Raw genomic sequence first — 15,053 nt, 5'->3', positions numbered from 1 at the left:
CTCCAAAATAACCAACAATATGAGTTGATTTTATGTTTATAACAAGGGACACAATAAGTGCCCCTTGTCATTTTAGTTTTGTAATTGACTATTCTTTAATAAAAATTATCTGACCATTTTCGAGAATAGCTTCGATGGAGTCACCGTTGTTAAATTGCCCGGATAACAGAGCTTTTGATAATGGATTCTCCAAAGCATCCTGGATGGCGCGTTTCAGTGGTCTGGCTCCGTAAACCGGGTCGTAACCGAGTTCGCCGATGTAATCTAACGCCTCTTTTGTGACATTAAGTTTAATGTCACGGGTGAACAGACGTTTTGCCAGAGATTTGATTTGTAAAGCGGCAATTTTACGAATATTATCTTTGCTTAATGGATGGAATACGACTATGTCATCCACACGGTTGATAAATTCGGGTCTGAAATGTCTGCCGACCACTTCCATCACCGAAGATTTTATATCCGCATAAGCGTGATTGATTTTTTCCTGAATGATATCCGAACCCAAATTGGAGGTCATGATAATCACAGTATTTTTAAAGTCAACAGTACGACCTTGTCCATCGGTTAATCGTCCGTCGTCCAATACTTGCAGCAAAATATTAAACACATCGTGATGAGCTTTTTCGACTTCATCCAGCAGAATCACAGAATAGGGTCTGCGACGAACTGCTTCTGTCAGATAACCGCCCTGCTCATAACCGACATAACCCGGAGGAGCTCCAATCAGGCGAGCCACAGAGTGTTTTTCCATAAATTCGGACATGTCGATTCGCACCATCGCATCGGTGGAATCAAACATGAAATCTGCCAGAGATTTACAAAGTTCGGTTTTACCGACACCGGTTGGACCAAGGAACAAGAACGAGCCAATCGGACGTTTGGGATCTGAAAGTCCGGCACGCGAACGTCGAATCGCATCCGAAACAGCAACCACCGCTTCATCCTGACCAATCAGACGTTTGTGAATATGTTTTTCCATATTCAATAACTTATCCTTATCACCTTGCATCATTTTATTGACCGGAATTCCTGTCCACTTGGCAACGACTTCAGCAATTTCAGCTTCTGTGACACGGAATCTGAGTAAGGTAAACTCCTTTTCTTCCGCTTTGCTTGCAGCTTCGATTTGTTTTTCCAGTTCAGGAATATCACCATACTGGATTTTTGAAATCTTGGCATAATCATTGCTACGCATGGCTGTTTCCAGTTCCGCTTTGGCATTTTCCAGAGCTTCTTTTAAGTGTGTTGTACCGGCAACGGCTGCTTTTTCGGCTTTCCAGACTTCACTTAAATCCGCGAATTCTTTTTCCATCACGTCAATTCGGTCGTTCAACTCTTGCAAACGCTTTTTGGTGGCATCATCTGTTTCTTTTCTGAGAGATTCACGCTCAATTTTAAGCTGAATCATTTTACGTTCTAAATGATCCAGTTTTTCAGGTTTGGAATCGATTTCCATGCGGATGCGACTGGCGGCTTCGTCCATCAAATCAATCGCTTTGTCCGGCAAATTTCTGTCGGTTATATAGCGATGAGATAATGTTGCAGCAGCAACAATTGCCGGATCGGTGATTTCAACTCCATGATGAACTTCATAACGCTCGTTGAGTCCGCGAAGAATCGCAATCGTGTCTTCAACCGATGGCTCATCGACTAGAATTTTTTGAAATCTACGGTCGATAGCCTTGTCTTTTTCGACATGTTCCCGATATTCATCCAGAGTGGTTGCACCAATACAATGCAATTCCCCACGAGCCAAAGCCGGTTTTAACATATTTCCGGCATCCATTGAGCCTTCAGCTTTTCCTGCACCAATTAATGTGTGCATTTCGTCAATAAACAAAATCACATTCCCTTCTTGTTTGGATAAATCTTTCAGTAATGCTTTTAAGCGCTCTTCAAACTCTCCGCGGTATTTTGCACCGGCAATCAACGAACCTAAATCCAGAGCCAAAACACGTTTGTTTCGCATTCCTTCGGGGACTTCGTTATTGACGATTCGTTGAGCCAAACCTTCAACAATCGCGGTCTTCCCGACACCGGGCGCTCCAATGAGAACCGGGTTGTTTTTGGTTCTTCGTGATAATATTTGAATCATTCGACGGATTTCCTGATCCCGACCTATCACCGGATCGAGATTGGTTTTCTCGGCTTTTGCCGTTAAATCTATGGTGTATTTATCCAACGCACCACGATTTTCTTCAGCATTTTGGTCGTTCACGGATTCACCTCCTCTGAGAGTGTCAATGGCTCGGCCAATTTCACCTTGAATCGCTCCGGCATCGTTCAATGCTTTGGCAGTTCGGTCTTTAGCTTGCAACACAGCAAGCACAAATAATTCACTTGAAATATAAGTGTCATTGCGTTGTTGTGCAAGTTTGTCACAGATATTTAACGTGCGAACCAAGTCGTTTGATAAGTTGACTTGACCTTCGTTACCGCTTACTTTTGGCAATTCATCAATGATTTTTTCCAAATCATTCTCTAACGCAGCGACATTGACGTTGGCTTTTGTGAGTAATGAGCGGGTACTCGAATTTTTTTGGTTCAATAGGGCAAAAAGCAGATGTGATGTTTCCACCATATTGTTGCCTTTTCCCACCGCTATGGACTGCGCTTCACTAATGGCTTGCTGAAAGTTGCTGGTAAATTTATCGATTTGCATTTCTTTCACCTAAAATTTTATAACTGAAAGAAATATGTGGATTTTCTGTTAAAAATCAACCGGCTGGAGTGTTGGTACGGTGAAATATTTTCCTAACTCAACCAAATCATACTCGCCATCCGACCGGTTTCACCATCACGACGATAAGAGTAGAATAGGCCTTTATTATCATAAGTGCAATATGGCGATTGAACAATCTCTTTTACACCGAGTTGCTGTAATTGATAAACAGCAATTTTTTTCAAATCCGCATGCCACTTGTTTTTGGCATCCAGATAGAAACAATGGGCGTATTCTTTATCTTTCGTGGTAAAATTTTGGCGAAAACCATCACTGACTTCATAAGGTTTATATGAAATACAAGGCCCAAGCCAACATTGTAATTGAGCGGGATTGACCTTCATTTTTGAAATTGTTTTTGGCAAAATTTCGGAAAATAGCCCTTTCCAACCACAATGAACTGCAGCAACAACAGTTGCGTTTTTGTCGGCAATCAAGACAGGTAAACAATCGGCTGTAAGAACTGCACAAATGATATTTTTCTGGCGAGTGAAGCAGGCGTCAGCTTGAAATTGACCGTGTTTTTGTGGGATGCTAGTGTATTCAACAATATTGTCTGTGTGAACTTGCTGCATAAAAACCGGAGAGTGAGGTAGTGAATTCTTATGTGTTAAAAACTCAATATTTTCTATCACTTTCGGGTCTTTACCAAAAACACCCAGATTCAAACTGTCATAAGGCTTGTCACTATAACCACCAACTCTTGTGGTTTGTAACATTTGTATGAGGTTTGCCTTGAAAATATCTGTTTTTATTAGCATAATTTGAAATTATAGAAGAAATTGCAATTTAACACTACCTTTATTCATTTTGCTCTATTATAATTTCATCAACTGTCTCTCAGATTTGTAATACCTTATTTAAAATGATTAAACTCAAACACAATATTGCTCTATTTGCCACAATGATGGCTTTTGGCGTGTGTTCGGTGTCTGCGGAAAAATCAGGTGTTCAAATTGAAACTGTATTATCAAAGTCTAGTGGCACAGAGGGGACAAACTCTACTCAATCGGTCAATAGTCAGCCTAACTCTTTTGTAACCTTTGATTTCTCGCAATATCATGTAGAGTCATGGGATGGCAAAGATAGTGCAAATAATGTCCAGGCACATTGCTTCAGTGGATCAATGATTACTGGCGTTGAATACAACAATGTCACTATTCAAACAGTTTCAGGAAGCTACCTCTCTGAGGCTGTGATTTATTTCAGCGACTCCAATGCCGGAGATGATGGTCTGAGATTGGTTTTAGGTGCCGGTAATGAATTTTCAGGAACAGAATCATTCAGTTCCAATGGAATTCTCGATATTACCGATAATGGTCTATCTGATGTAGCTTCTTTAGCTGATGGTGTGTTTTTGACACAGTTCTATGAAAAAATTGATGATTTGAATAACTCTGTTGATGCCAGATACACGTCTGGAACATTAAAAGTTCATGGAATAGATTTGGTAGCAAATAATAATTGCATGTTTGTTCAAGGTGCTGAAGCAGGTTCGGACTTGTCTGTTGACTTTTCGGTTGAGGACTATGGAGATGAGCTTAAGTTGCACGATGATTTGCAGTTCAATATCGTTGTGACAAATTTAGGTTCCGGAAATGCAACCAATGTAGTTTTGAATACTCAAATTGGTAGTAATTTGAAGCTACAAGAGTTTTCTTGTGATGATGGAACAAACACTTTGGAAAGGGATGCTATCAGTTCTCTGAGCGTACAGGACATAGCCTCAAGTGATTCTTTAAATTGTGTATTATCGACTAAAATTACTTCAGGCGGAAATATTAAACCTGAGATAACCGTAACCGCTGATAATGATATTGACAATTCAAATAACTACGGTATTCAAAGTATTGCCGGTGTATTGGTAGTTGTTCCGGTTAATAACTTGTTAGCATTAGCAGTACTACTCTTTGGTATTGTATTGGTTACCGGAAGAAAAAATCAGGTTTAGTAAAACCACTTCTTTATTTTATTCAGGATAAAAAACCTCCCAGTCTCCATCATCTTCATTTGTATTGAAACTGTCAAAGTCTCTTAATTCATCCAATAAATCCAAAATATCATTTGGTAGTTTGCTTTTAAAAGTTACTTGTTTGCCTGTTTTCGGATGAATAAAAGATAGTAATTTGGCGTGTAAAGCCTGTCTTGGAAAGCTCCTAACAACATCTTTAAGTCCTTCTTCCAAATCAGGAGCCACTCGTAAAGGGTTCCCATAAACCGGATCTCCTAAAAGAGGATAATCAACATAATGCATGTGAACGCGGATTTGATGTGTTCTGCCAGTTTCCAGGTTGATTTTAAGCGAAGTATAGTGCTTGAAGTTTTCAACAATATTAAAATGTGTGACTGCTTTTTTGCCATTGACTGTGACAGCCATTTTGGTTCGTTGGGTTTTATGTCTGCCAATGGGTAAGTCAATAACATTTGGTTTATTTAAGACACCTTTAACAATAGCGAAGTATTCTCTTGCAACAGTATGAGTTTTCAGTTGCCCAACAAGTGAATTATAGGCTTGAGTGGTTTTTGCAACAACCATCAAACCACTGGTCATTTTATCTAAACGATGAACAATTCCGGCTCGTGGTAAAAGTGACTGGCTATTGTTGTGTGCAAGTAGGCCATTTAACAATGTTCCGTCAGGATTTCCGGCTCCGGGGTGAACCAACATTCCTGCGGGTTTGTTAATAACCAGCAAAGAGTCATCTTCGAAAATGATGTTTAAGTCAATTTCCTGAGGTAAGTTCTCCACATTGGACTTTAGTTCTACATCTATATCAACCATCTCAAAGCCTTTGAGTTTGGTTTTCGCTTTTGAAATCTCAGAGTTGACTCGAACCTGACCATCAGATATCCACTTTTGAATGGCGGAGCGTGAATACTCAGGAAAGATTTCAACTAAAAAATGATCCAGTCTTGTCCCTGATTTCTCAATAGCCACCTGAATGTTTTGTCTGATAAATTGTATATTTTGTTGGTTCATTGCTGTATTTTACAGTATTATGTCGGAGTTTATATTTGTCGATAATGTATTAATGAAAAAAATTTATTCTTTATTAATTATTTTTGTTCTAATCGCTTCAGTTACCGGTTGTAAGAAAAATAAAAAAGACTCCACCTCTGTTGAGGTGACAAAATACAGTGCAGAAACCTTGTATAACAAAGCCAAAAAATATATGGACCTGGGTATGTGGGATGCTGCGATTTTTCAATATAAGCACTTAAGAAACCAATATCCTTTTGGTCGCCATGCCGAGCAAGGAACATTGGAGTTGGCTTACTCGTATTATAAAAATTATGATACTGAGCTAGCTATTTCGACATTGGATCGTTTTATTAAAAACTATCCTGCGCACGAACACATTGATTATGCTTATTATTTAAAAGGTTTGGTATATTTTGAAAGTGAAAAGTCACTTATGCAAAGAGTGAATCCTGATCCGAGCATGGATCGTAATATTGAAAATGGTCGGCAGGCATTTGTCGCATTGAAGACCTTTATCGAAAGATACCCCAAAAGCCGATATGCAGAAGATGCAGAGCAACGCTTAATCTATCTAAGAAATCACATGGCAGCCTATGAATTGCAAGTTGCTAAATATTATTTACGTCGTCAGGCTTATGTTGCAGCCATCAACAGGTGTAAGTTTGTGATTGAATCCTTCCAGGAATCTAACTCTGTTGCTGATGCTTTAGCGGTTTCTGCAGAAGCATATAAACAACTGGGTCAATCGGAATTGGCTGATGCAAATGTCGCTGTACTTGAAAAGAATTTTCCTAATCACAGTTATCTTCAAGGTGGAGAACTGGATTTAGAAACGAAGATTTTTTCGTTTAAAGATTTGTGGATTTTTGGCAAATAGAAACAGTCTGAAACCATTATGGATATCCTTTCAGCAACAATACTGCTGTTTCTGATTTTAGATCCGTTGGGAAATATCCCGATATTCCTCAGCTATTTAGAGAAAAGCAATAAACGCTACAGGACACTGGCTCGAGAATTGATAATTGCTCTGGTGATTCTCTATTTGTTTTTGTTTTTTGGACAAAAGATATTAGCAGCATTAAACCTCAAACAGGAGTCGGTCTCGATTTCCGGCGCAATTATTTTGTTTATTATTGCTTTACGGATGATTTTTCCAGCAAGCAAACAGTATGGTGATGAAGAAATCGAAGGTGATCCGCTCGTTGTACCACTCGCCATTCCTTTGGTTGCCGGACCCTCGATATTAGCAACATTGATATTACTGGTGAGTCAATATCCTGATAAACTGATGGATTTATCAATTGCTTTGTTCATTGCCTGGTTTTTATCGGCAATCATTCTTTTCTCTGCAACAGCCATGCAGAATTATCTGGGAAAACGCGGGATGATTGCCATCGAAAGATTGATGGGAATGGTTCTGATTGCGATTGCAGTGCAAATGTTTTTAGATGGAATCAAAACATTCTTACACAGTATTATTTGATAAATTTCAATATCTCTAAAATACCATTAACAGTCTGATAATTTTTTCCTTTAATCGTACTTGGACAAACTTGCTCATGTTGCCAGGTTGTATGAAAAGGAACATGAATCGCATGAGCTCCAATCTCAACGAGTGGAAGAATATCTGATTTCAACGAGTTTCCAACCATAAGAAACTGCTGTGGCTCAATGTCCAAGTGATTTAATAGTTTCTGATAATCACAAGACCTTTTATCGCTCATGACTTCGATATGATGAAAGTATTTTATCAGCCCGGATTTTTCCAACTTGCGTTCTTGATCCAGTAAGTCACCTTTTGTTGCCAGAATGAGACGGTGTGTTTTTGATAGTTGATTGAGGACTTCTTCCACACCATCCAATAATTCAACCGGTTTGTTTAACATTTCTTTGCCAATGTCCACAATGGATTGCATGGTTTGTGGAGTGACTTGATAGTTTGATAACTCCAGAGCTGCCTCCATCATTGACAAAATAAAGCCTTTAATTCCATAACCATAAATCGGTAAATTAGCTATCTCAATCTTAAACAATTCCTGATCGACTTGATTGATGGTTTCAAAACCTTGCATCAATTGTCCGAACTTTAATTCTGCTTCACGGAAAAAGGTTTCATTCACCCAAAGGGTGTCATCTGCATCAAAACCAATGACTTTTATATTTTTGTACATAGACTCACCATGGCAATTCAGTTCCATCCATATGCCAGAATGAACCTGAGTTTTTCAGATTTAGCTCTTCGATTCGAGCAATCAAGCCTCTGGCAGATTCATCGGCGTTAATAAACCCGCTTCCACCGGTCATTTCTGTTTTGACATATCCGGGATGGAGTAATCCGACAGCAATCCCTTTTCCTTTTAAATCGTGAGCTAAACAACTGCCAACCATATTTACAGCAGTTTTACTGATTCGGTAGCCATATTGTCCACCGGAACCATCAGTAATCGAGCCCATGCGGCTGGTTATAATGACTAGTTTTGAGTTATTTGCCATCAATGGAATAAAATTTTCTGCCACTCTTAAAGGCCCGAGTGTATTCACTTCAAATTGTTTTCTGATAGAGTCATAGTTCAAATCTTCCAGAGACATGCCTTGTAAGAGGCCGGCATTGTTGATGAGTAAGTCAATCTTTTGATTCGATAATTTATCTGCTAAATTCTTTATACTCGCTGCATTTGTGACGTCAAAGTTTTCTTCAATTTGGCATTTGAGTTGTTGTAACTGCTGTGATGTTTTTCTACAAGCGGCTATGATATGATAGCCTTTTTGTTGTAGTTGTTTTGCTAACTCAAAACCAATTCCGCGGTTGGCTCCTGTGATTAAAGCTGTTTTCATTTTTATTCCTGAGTTTATATTGAAGTCAATTTAACCATAATGTTATACAATATCGTGTATTCAAAATAAAGAGGACAAGATGTTTTCACTAAAAAATAAAGTGGCATTGGTGACGGGTTCATCGAGGGGAATCGGTGAAGAAGTGGCGAAACTATATGCGAAAGCGGGTGCGAATGTGATAGTTTCCAGCCGCAGGCAAGAGGGAATTGACCGCGTAGCTGAAGAAATAAATAGTCAGGGTGGAAATGCGATTGCGGTGGAATGCCATATTGGTGACCGAAGCTCGATTCAAAGCTTGTTTGAAACTATTGAAAGCAAATTTGGCAAGTTAGATATTCTGGTCAATAATGCAGCAGCCAATCCCTATTTCGGACACATTCTGGATACGCCCTATTCAGCAATGGAAAAGACTGTTGAAGTCAATATCGAAGGATACTTTTTAATGAGTCAGCTCGCCGGACAATCCATGCGTAAAAATGGCGGAGGTTGTATTATTAATACAGCATCAGTTAATGGAGTATCTCCCGCTCCTATGCAAGGGATTTACTCGATTTCTAAGGCTGCGATTATTTCCATGACGAAAGCCTTTGCGCGTGAATGTGCTCCTCAAAACATTCGTGTTAATGCTGTATTACCAGGATTAACTGATACGAAATTTGCATCCGCTTTAACTCAGAATGAGACAATGCTTAAACAAATTCTTCCACTAATTCCAATGCACAGGATGGCTCAACCCGAAGAAATTGCTCCAATTTTTCTATTCCTCGCTTCCGATGAAGCGGGATATATCACAGGTACGAATATTCCAGTTGACGGAGGATTGTTGATTTGATAAAAATATTAGTGCTGTTATTATGTCTTTTTAGACCTGACAGTTTATTTGCTGAAAGCCTAAAAGGTCCATTGGAAGCAGGTTGGAAAGGTAAGGATGTTTGTGAGATGTTATCAGAAGATGAGCAACAACAAATTCTTCGATGCACATTTCCTCCTGGCGTCGGCCATGAAAAGCATAAACACAACTCCAATTTTGGATATGCCATATCCGGTGGTCGGATGCAGATAGAAGACAGCAAAGGAACACGAATAGTAAATCTTGAAACCAATAGTTATTTTAACAGCTCGGGAACGGACTGGCATAAAGTGCTGAATGTTGGTGATACCACTGTTGTTTATCTCATAATTGAGTCCAAATGAGTTTATGAAATTAATTGTATTTTTCTATTTTCTTTTTTCTATAAGTATTGTTCAGGCAAACAAAGATTTTTCCGGCTGTGGAACAGATGAAAAGTCGAGAGAGCTTGCAAAACTAATCATTGAATACTTCGAACAGAGAAGAGAGTTTTTGGTATGTAATGAAAAACTAAGTGTTGTCGCTATGAAAAAAGCTGAACTTATGGCGGATGCGAATTTAGTTGCTCATACATTGAATAATATAACCCCCAACGAACTCCTTACAAAAGAAGGAATCAAACTTCCATACAGTTATAGTATTTTGGGGAATCAGGTTGAATCGTTACAAGGCGGTGCTGAGACAGCACAGAAAGCATTTGAGAATTTTTTAGCAAGTCTTCCTCATAAAAATCATCTGTTGGGAGAGAATCAATTTTTCCTGAATCAGGATCAAATTGGCGTGGGATATTTTTTTAATCAATCGACTTATCACGAAGATTATTGGGTGGTTTATATCACTTCACTGCAAGATGACAATGATAAGAAAAAAATCGGCTTTAGAATTGTTCCTAGAAATACACCTCTACCGGATGCGGAAGATATGAGAAAAATAAGAATACAGAAAAATATGGATGCTCATATCAATAAAGACTCAAAAATCAAACCAAAACATCAAGATAAATGAAAAAACTCCTTAGTGGTTTTTTCACACCTCTGGATAAAAACACTTAAGTCGTCACCTCGTAATGTGGCAACCACTTTAGCAATATGAGGTAAGTGCTGTGGTTCATTCCTTCGAGTTTTTAATTTTAAATCTCTGGGAATTAGATATGGAGAGTCGGTTTCAATCATCAGGCGGCTTGAAGGAATGTTTTTCACTAGTTCTCTTAAGTGTAATCCTCGTCTTTCATCACAAATCCAACCTGTGATGCCAATATGACAGTCTAAATCCAGATAATCAAAAAGAGCGTGTTTATTATCGGTAAAACAATGAACAACGACATTTTCGAGATTGTCTCTATGTTCTTTGAGTATAGGGTAAAAGTCTGGATGAGAATCTCTTTGATGCAAAAACATGGGTGATTGAGTTTCTATTGCCAGTTTGATATGTTGTTCAAAAGAGAAAATTTGTGCCGGACGTGGTGAAATATCTCGAAAATAATCCAAGCCGGTTTCACCGATGGCAACCACTTTTTTGTGTTTAATTAATTCTAGAATTAGATCTTCCGTTTCACCGGTATATTCATCGGCATGATGAGGATGGATGCCAACTGTTGAATATAAATAATCCGGAAATTCCTGAGTTAAAGCAAACGCATCTCTGGAGCATTGTTCATTCGAGCCAGTCACAATCATCGCTGTTACTCCGGCATCGACTGCGCTTTTTATGACATCTTCAATATCTTTTTTGAAACTTTCGTGTGTTAAATTCGCTCCAATGTCTATCATCTGTTCATTCTTGATTCAGAAAGTTTGGCATAATATACCAATATTGATACATACAGGAGCAAATAATGCGGATTTTTTATAAAACGTTATTAATCACAATGATGCTTTTATCACTTAATGCGAAGAGTTTCACTCCGGAATCGGGGTTTTGGATTAGCCCCGGAGTGCCAGGAACGGGTTATTCAATAGAAATACAGGATAACTTTATGTTCGTTGCATTGTATGTTTATGATGAGTTTGGAGTCCCTACTTGGTACACAGCCGGCAAGACGTTGGATGGTAACGCTTTATTTGATACAGAATTGAATTACACATATAACGGACCTTGCATTGACTGCGATTATTCCGAACCAATTACATTAATTGGTGAGGGTGGACCGATAACAATAGAATTTTTAACGGAAACAACCGGAAAAATCCAATTTCGTGGTGAGCAACGATTTATTAAGCGATTTAATTTTATTCTAGGGGATGAAGTGACAAAAATGCTGGGTGAATGGCAAGCTGTTATTGATTTCTCAAGTACGGGTGTGGATTTTCCTTTCAATGGTGATGTGCTGATATTTGATAATACCTTCTTTGAAGACGGAGACAAATATGTAGAAGGTTGTCGCCCGGATAATACCGTTGATGGATTTTGTTCAAGTTTTTCTTATAACTATCATGAAATGGCAGCATTGTTTGATACTGAAAGCAAGCAATTGTTAATAGTAGTTGATGATAGTGATAACTATTGGTTAGCCTATTATCTGGATGTAGGTCTCAATCAATTTGATGGAGTCGCAGAACTTTATCCCAAAAATGGCGGGCATAATAACATATTCTATCCGGTTAGAGGTTTCAGAACAGCCAGCCGCTCTTTTATTGAAACCGGAGTTGGTCCAAGCAGTTCAAATTTAAAAACATCGAAGGAAGCGAATCAAGGTTTGGCAGATAAAATTACAGTACCAACAAACACAAAATCTTTATCAGAGTTTAGCAAGTCAGAACAAGAAAAAATCATGCGTCGTCAGACAATTGTTCAGTCACTCATCAGCCAATTGAATAAATAGATAGAAATAACCGAGTTTGCGTGTATTCTCGGTTATTTTTTTACTGCATGGATTGGATCCTCATGAATGATAACTTCGGCATCGGGAATTAAAGCAGAGATTTTTTTTTCCAACACATCAGCAATAGCGTGGGCTTGTAGAAGACTTAACGAGTTATCAAGTTCCAGGTGAAACTGAATAAACTTATTTTTTCCCGATTGTCTGGTGCGAAAATCATGGTAGCCTAATGCGTCTTTGGTTTCTTCGATGGCTTTTATTATCAATGCCTCGGTTTCATCATCCAATTTTTTATCCATAAGTTGATGAAAAGCATCATTACCAATTTCATAAGCACTTTTAAAAATATAGACAGCAATTGCTAATGCAAACACAGCATCAGCCCATAAATAACCTTTCAGTGTGAGGAAAATTGCCAATAATATGCTGAGATTAGTTAATAAATCGCTCACATAATGTAATGAGTCCGCTTTAATTGCCAAATTATTGGTGATTTTTACAACGTGTCTTTGGTATAAAACCAATAACAAAGTAAGAACAATGGAGAAGACCATCACAATCATACTGATATTTCCATGAACAAGAGGTTGAGGGTTTTGTAATCTTCCAATAGCATTAAATATCAAAAAGAATGCTGAACCGGCAATAAAACTGGCTTGTGCCAGACCTGCAAGTGGCTCCGCCTTCCCATGACCAAAGTGATGATCATCATCTGCCGGTTGTAATGCATAGCGAACAGCAAATAAGTTAATCAATGAGGCAAACGAGTCCATTAATGAATCAATAAGTGAAGCCATAATTCCGACAGACCCTGACAAATACCATGCAATCGCTTTTGCAACAATAAGAATTAAAGCAACCGCAACGGATGCAGATGTGACTCTTCTAAGTAACTTGGCGTGTTCAGTCATATACTAACCAATCTTTTGGTGATAAATACTCATATAATTTGCCCTCTTCACTACCCTCATCAGGTTGGTAATTATATCTGAAAGAGACTTCGGGTGGCATTGACATCAGGATGGATTCTGTTCGACCACCGGATTGTAAACCAAATAAAGTACCTCGATCATATACGAGATTAAATTCCACATACCGACCACGACGATATTTTTGGAAGTTTTTATGCTTTTCTGAAAAGCTAGTGTTTTTCCTTTTTTCAACAATCGGCATATAAGCCTTTAAATAGGCATTACCAACAGCTTGCATAAATTCAAAGCATTTTTCAAAACCCCATTCATTCAAATCATCAAAAAACAGACCACCAACACCCCGAGTTTCCTTGCGGTGTTTCAAATAGAAATACTCATCACACCACTTTTTATATTTGCTATAAACATCTTTGCCGAATGGTTCACACGCCTGTTTAGCAACTTTATGCCAATGAATAATGTCTTCATCAAAAGGGTAAAAAGGTGTTAAATCAAAGCCACCACCAAACCACCATTTGCTTTCTTCGCTGCCTGTAGTACGAAAAACCCGAACATTGGCGTGGGAAGTCGGAATGAAAGGATTATCAGGATGAATTACCAGAGAGACACCGGATGCCTCAAAACCACAACCGGCTAATTCGGGTCTTTTTGCAGTTGCCGAAGCCGGTAATTTATCACCTTTAACGTGAGAAAAGTTCACACCGGCGGATTCAAAAATGTCACCACGGAGAACACGAGTGCGACCACCGCCACCATTGGCATGTTGCCATTGGTCTTGTTTAAAAGCACTCGTATCAATTTCTTCAAAAGCACTACAAATTTGATCTTGTAATTTCTTTAAATATTCAAGAACTTGTTGAAACTGTTGGTCGTTCATAAAATATTGCGTGTTCAAAAGGGCAATTATAACTTAAGGACAACATAGATTTTGTAAATGAAGGTGAATATCAAAGAAAACCAACCTAAATTCAGAATGAAAATAATATTTCAGCGATTTTTCGAGTAATCGCTATATAATTGAGGCTTCAAGTCATAACAAACTCATAATGATCACCCCAGGGAAATTAAACGCTTTAGAAATACTCGATGTTTCTGATAAAGAAATAATATTTGATGGAAAAGAGCACGGCCCACTTTCGTGTTTTGGAAAAAATTTGACTGAAAAATATAATGTGGGTGAGAAACTAAAAGTCTTTGTTTATCTGGATAATAACCATGCAGTTGCCACTTTGGCTAGTCCCAAGATTGAATTGCATCAATGTGCTTATTTAAAATGTGCCGATGTGAATAAATTTGGGGCTTTTTTTGACTGGGGAATGCCCAAAGAGTTACTTGTTCCTTATGCCGAGCAACCCTATAAAGTTTTTCCGGGATTGTATTATTCAATTTATTTATACAGTGATAAAGCATCCAAACGATTGGTCGGTTCTTTGCGATTGAGTAAATTCCTATCTGAAAAAAATACCGATTTCAAAGTCAATCAGGAAGTTGATTTGCTAATTTGTGGAAAGTCCAAACTTGGTTTTAAAGCAGTAATCAACCAAACACATTTGGGACTTATTCATCACTCTGAAGTTTTCAAACCAATCAAATTGGGGCAACAACTGAAAGGATTTATCAAACAAATTCGAGATGACGGTAAAATTAATATTGGATTTGTATTGCCGGACTCACAAAAACTGGATGATTTGGCACAAAGAATCCTTGATGATTTAAAAGAAAATCAAGGTGTTTCCCACATGACCGACAAAACTCCACCTCAAGAAATTTATAACAAGTGGAATGTATCTAAAGCCAGTTATAAGCGTGCCCTCGGCACTTTATACAAGAAAAAACTCATCGAGATAAGCAAAGAAACAATTCGTTTAGCTATAACTTGAACCAAAGTTTGGTTCAATTCATAATAAACTATC

16 protein-coding genes are annotated in these 15,053 nt (G+C 38.3%); 8 read left to right on the top strand and 8 right to left on the bottom strand.

From position 1 onward, the window contains the following. Positions 1 to 88: 88 nt before the first annotated feature. Together clpB and pgeF are read right to left on the bottom strand one after the other, a co-directional pair. The gene (clpB, locus tag R3F25_08480; protein ID MEZ5496853.1) at positions 89 to 2,662 is read right to left on the bottom strand and encodes an ATP-dependent chaperone ClpB; all 2,574 of its coding nucleotides are present in this window, start codon (positions 2,660 to 2,662) and stop codon (positions 89 to 91) included. A 92-nt stretch (positions 2,663 to 2,754) separates the two neighbouring features. Further along, positions 2,755 to 3,441: a peptidoglycan editing factor PgeF gene (pgeF, locus tag R3F25_08475; protein MEZ5496852.1), complete on the bottom strand. Its 687-nt coding sequence runs from the start codon at positions 3,439 to 3,441 to the stop codon at positions 2,755 to 2,757. Between the two features lie 146 nt (positions 3,442 to 3,587). Between pgeF and R3F25_08470 the strand changes: the two genes are divergently transcribed. Next, positions 3,588 to 4,673 (top strand): hypothetical protein, encoded by a 1,086-nt coding sequence (locus R3F25_08470; GenBank protein MEZ5496851.1) that lies wholly within the window; start codon positions 3,588 to 3,590, stop codon positions 4,671 to 4,673. Between the two features lie 18 nt (positions 4,674 to 4,691). On the opposite strand, the gene rluD is transcribed toward R3F25_08470, so the two are convergent. Further along, a complete protein-coding gene (rluD, locus tag R3F25_08465; GenBank protein ID MEZ5496850.1) occupies positions 4,692 to 5,702 on the bottom strand; it encodes a 23S rRNA pseudouridine(1911/1915/1917) synthase RluD in 1,011 nt (336 codons plus the stop codon). A 52-nt stretch (positions 5,703 to 5,754) separates the two neighbouring features. Here rluD and R3F25_08460 point away from each other — a divergent pair, with 52 nt between their 5' ends. Both R3F25_08460 and R3F25_08455 read left to right on the top strand, forming a co-directional pair. Beyond that, a complete protein-coding gene (locus tag R3F25_08460) occupies positions 5,755 to 6,582 on the top strand; it encodes an outer membrane protein assembly factor BamD (protein ID MEZ5496849.1) in 828 nt (275 codons plus the stop codon). Positions 6,583 to 6,597: 15 nt separating this feature from the next. Next, positions 6,598 to 7,188: a YhgN family NAAT transporter gene (locus tag R3F25_08455; protein ID MEZ5496848.1), complete on the top strand. Its 591-nt coding sequence runs from the start codon at positions 6,598 to 6,600 to the stop codon at positions 7,186 to 7,188. Here the strand turns inward: R3F25_08455 and R3F25_08450 are convergent. Beyond that, on the bottom strand, positions 7,181 to 7,876 hold the full coding sequence (locus tag R3F25_08450) for an HAD hydrolase-like protein (protein MEZ5496847.1): 696 nt from the start codon (positions 7,874 to 7,876) through the stop codon (positions 7,181 to 7,183). The two genes, R3F25_08455 and R3F25_08450, sit on opposite strands and share 8 nt — an antisense overlap. Positions 7,877 to 7,880: 4 nt before the next feature. Beyond that, the gene (locus tag R3F25_08445; GenBank protein ID MEZ5496846.1) at positions 7,881 to 8,540 is read right to left on the bottom strand and encodes an SDR family oxidoreductase; all 660 of its coding nucleotides are present in this window, start codon (positions 8,538 to 8,540) and stop codon (positions 7,881 to 7,883) included. A gap of 79 nt (positions 8,541 to 8,619) precedes the next feature. Here R3F25_08445 and R3F25_08440 point away from each other — a divergent pair, with 79 nt between their 5' ends. From R3F25_08440 to R3F25_08430, 3 genes are read left to right on the top strand one after another with little or no spacing between them, the layout of a single operon-like run. Next, positions 8,620 to 9,372, top strand: a complete 753-nt coding sequence (locus tag R3F25_08440) for an SDR family oxidoreductase (protein MEZ5496845.1) — start codon at positions 8,620 to 8,622, stop codon at positions 9,370 to 9,372. Further along, positions 9,369 to 9,734 carry a cupin domain-containing protein gene (locus R3F25_08435; protein MEZ5496844.1) on the top strand — a complete coding sequence of 122 codons (366 nt, stop codon included), beginning with the start codon at positions 9,369 to 9,371 and terminating at the stop codon, positions 9,732 to 9,734. Before R3F25_08440 ends, R3F25_08435 begins: the two co-directional genes overlap by 4 nt. A 4-nt stretch (positions 9,735 to 9,738) precedes the next feature. Then, on the top strand, positions 9,739 to 10,395 hold the full coding sequence (locus tag R3F25_08430; GenBank protein MEZ5496843.1) for a CAP domain-containing protein: 657 nt from the start codon (positions 9,739 to 9,741) through the stop codon (positions 10,393 to 10,395). On the opposite strand, the gene R3F25_08425 is transcribed toward R3F25_08430, so the two are convergent. After that, a complete protein-coding gene (locus R3F25_08425) occupies positions 10,383 to 11,159 on the bottom strand; it encodes a TatD family hydrolase (protein ID MEZ5496842.1) in 777 nt (258 codons plus the stop codon). The genes R3F25_08430 and R3F25_08425 overlap by 13 nt on opposite strands. A 65-nt stretch (positions 11,160 to 11,224) precedes the next feature. Here R3F25_08425 and R3F25_08420 point away from each other — a divergent pair, with 65 nt between their 5' ends. After that, positions 11,225 to 12,211, top strand: a complete 987-nt coding sequence (locus R3F25_08420; protein ID MEZ5496841.1) for a hypothetical protein — start codon at positions 11,225 to 11,227, stop codon at positions 12,209 to 12,211. Positions 12,212 to 12,243: 32 nt separating this feature from the next. On the opposite strand, the gene R3F25_08415 is transcribed toward R3F25_08420, so the two are convergent. Next, the gene (locus R3F25_08415; GenBank protein MEZ5496840.1) at positions 12,244 to 13,119 is read right to left on the bottom strand and encodes a cation diffusion facilitator family transporter; all 876 of its coding nucleotides are present in this window, start codon (positions 13,117 to 13,119) and stop codon (positions 12,244 to 12,246) included. Further along, positions 13,112 to 14,017 (bottom strand): oxygen-dependent coproporphyrinogen oxidase, encoded by a 906-nt coding sequence (hemF, locus tag R3F25_08410; protein ID MEZ5496839.1) that lies wholly within the window; start codon positions 14,015 to 14,017, stop codon positions 13,112 to 13,114. Before hemF ends, R3F25_08415 begins: the two co-directional genes overlap by 8 nt. A 169-nt stretch (positions 14,018 to 14,186) precedes the next feature. Between hemF and R3F25_08405 the strand changes: the two genes are divergently transcribed. Further along, entirely contained in the window at positions 14,187 to 15,020 is an 834-nt protein-coding gene (locus R3F25_08405) for a S1-like domain-containing RNA-binding protein (GenBank protein ID MEZ5496838.1), read from the top strand. Positions 15,021 to 15,053 lie beyond the last annotated feature (33 nt).

The organism is Gammaproteobacteria bacterium, from assembly GCA_041395445.1.
In the GTDB taxonomy this organism is placed as follows: domain Bacteria; phylum Pseudomonadota; class Gammaproteobacteria; order Xanthomonadales; family Marinicellaceae; genus NORP309.
This window is presented reverse-complemented; position numbering and strand designations above follow the sequence as displayed.

Bases quoted from the DNA above. Each gene is read 5' to 3' on its own strand.
- clpB (MEZ5496853.1), bottom strand. From the start codon at position 2,662: ATGCAAATCGATAAATTTACCAGCAACTTTCAGCAAGCCATTAGTGAA.
- pgeF (MEZ5496852.1), bottom strand. From the start codon at position 3,441: ATGTTACAAACCACAAGAGTTGGTGGTTATAGTGACAAGCCTTATGAC.
- R3F25_08470 (MEZ5496851.1), top strand. From the start codon at position 3,588: ATGATTAAACTCAAACACAATATTGCTCTATTTGCCACAATGATGGCT.
- rluD (MEZ5496850.1), bottom strand. From the start codon at position 5,702: ATGAACCAACAAAATATACAATTTATCAGACAAAACATTCAGGTGGCT.
- R3F25_08460 (MEZ5496849.1), top strand. From the start codon at position 5,755: ATGAAAAAAATTTATTCTTTATTAATTATTTTTGTTCTAATCGCTTCA.
- R3F25_08450 (MEZ5496847.1), bottom strand. From the start codon at position 7,876: ATGTACAAAAATATAAAAGTCATTGGTTTTGATGCAGATGACACCCTT.
- R3F25_08445 (MEZ5496846.1), bottom strand. From the start codon at position 8,540: ATGAAAACAGCTTTAATCACAGGAGCCAACCGCGGAATTGGTTTTGAG.
- R3F25_08440 (MEZ5496845.1), top strand. From the start codon at position 8,620: ATGTTTTCACTAAAAAATAAAGTGGCATTGGTGACGGGTTCATCGAGG.
- R3F25_08430 (MEZ5496843.1), top strand. From the start codon at position 9,739: ATGAAATTAATTGTATTTTTCTATTTTCTTTTTTCTATAAGTATTGTT.
- R3F25_08425 (MEZ5496842.1), bottom strand. From the start codon at position 11,159: ATGATAGACATTGGAGCGAATTTAACACACGAAAGTTTCAAAAAAGAT.
- R3F25_08420 (MEZ5496841.1), top strand. From the start codon at position 11,225: ATGCGGATTTTTTATAAAACGTTATTAATCACAATGATGCTTTTATCA.
- R3F25_08415 (MEZ5496840.1), bottom strand. From the start codon at position 13,119: ATGACTGAACACGCCAAGTTACTTAGAAGAGTCACATCTGCATCCGTT.
- hemF (MEZ5496839.1), bottom strand. From the start codon at position 14,017: ATGAACGACCAACAGTTTCAACAAGTTCTTGAATATTTAAAGAAATTA.
- R3F25_08405 (MEZ5496838.1), top strand. From the start codon at position 14,187: ATGATCACCCCAGGGAAATTAAACGCTTTAGAAATACTCGATGTTTCT.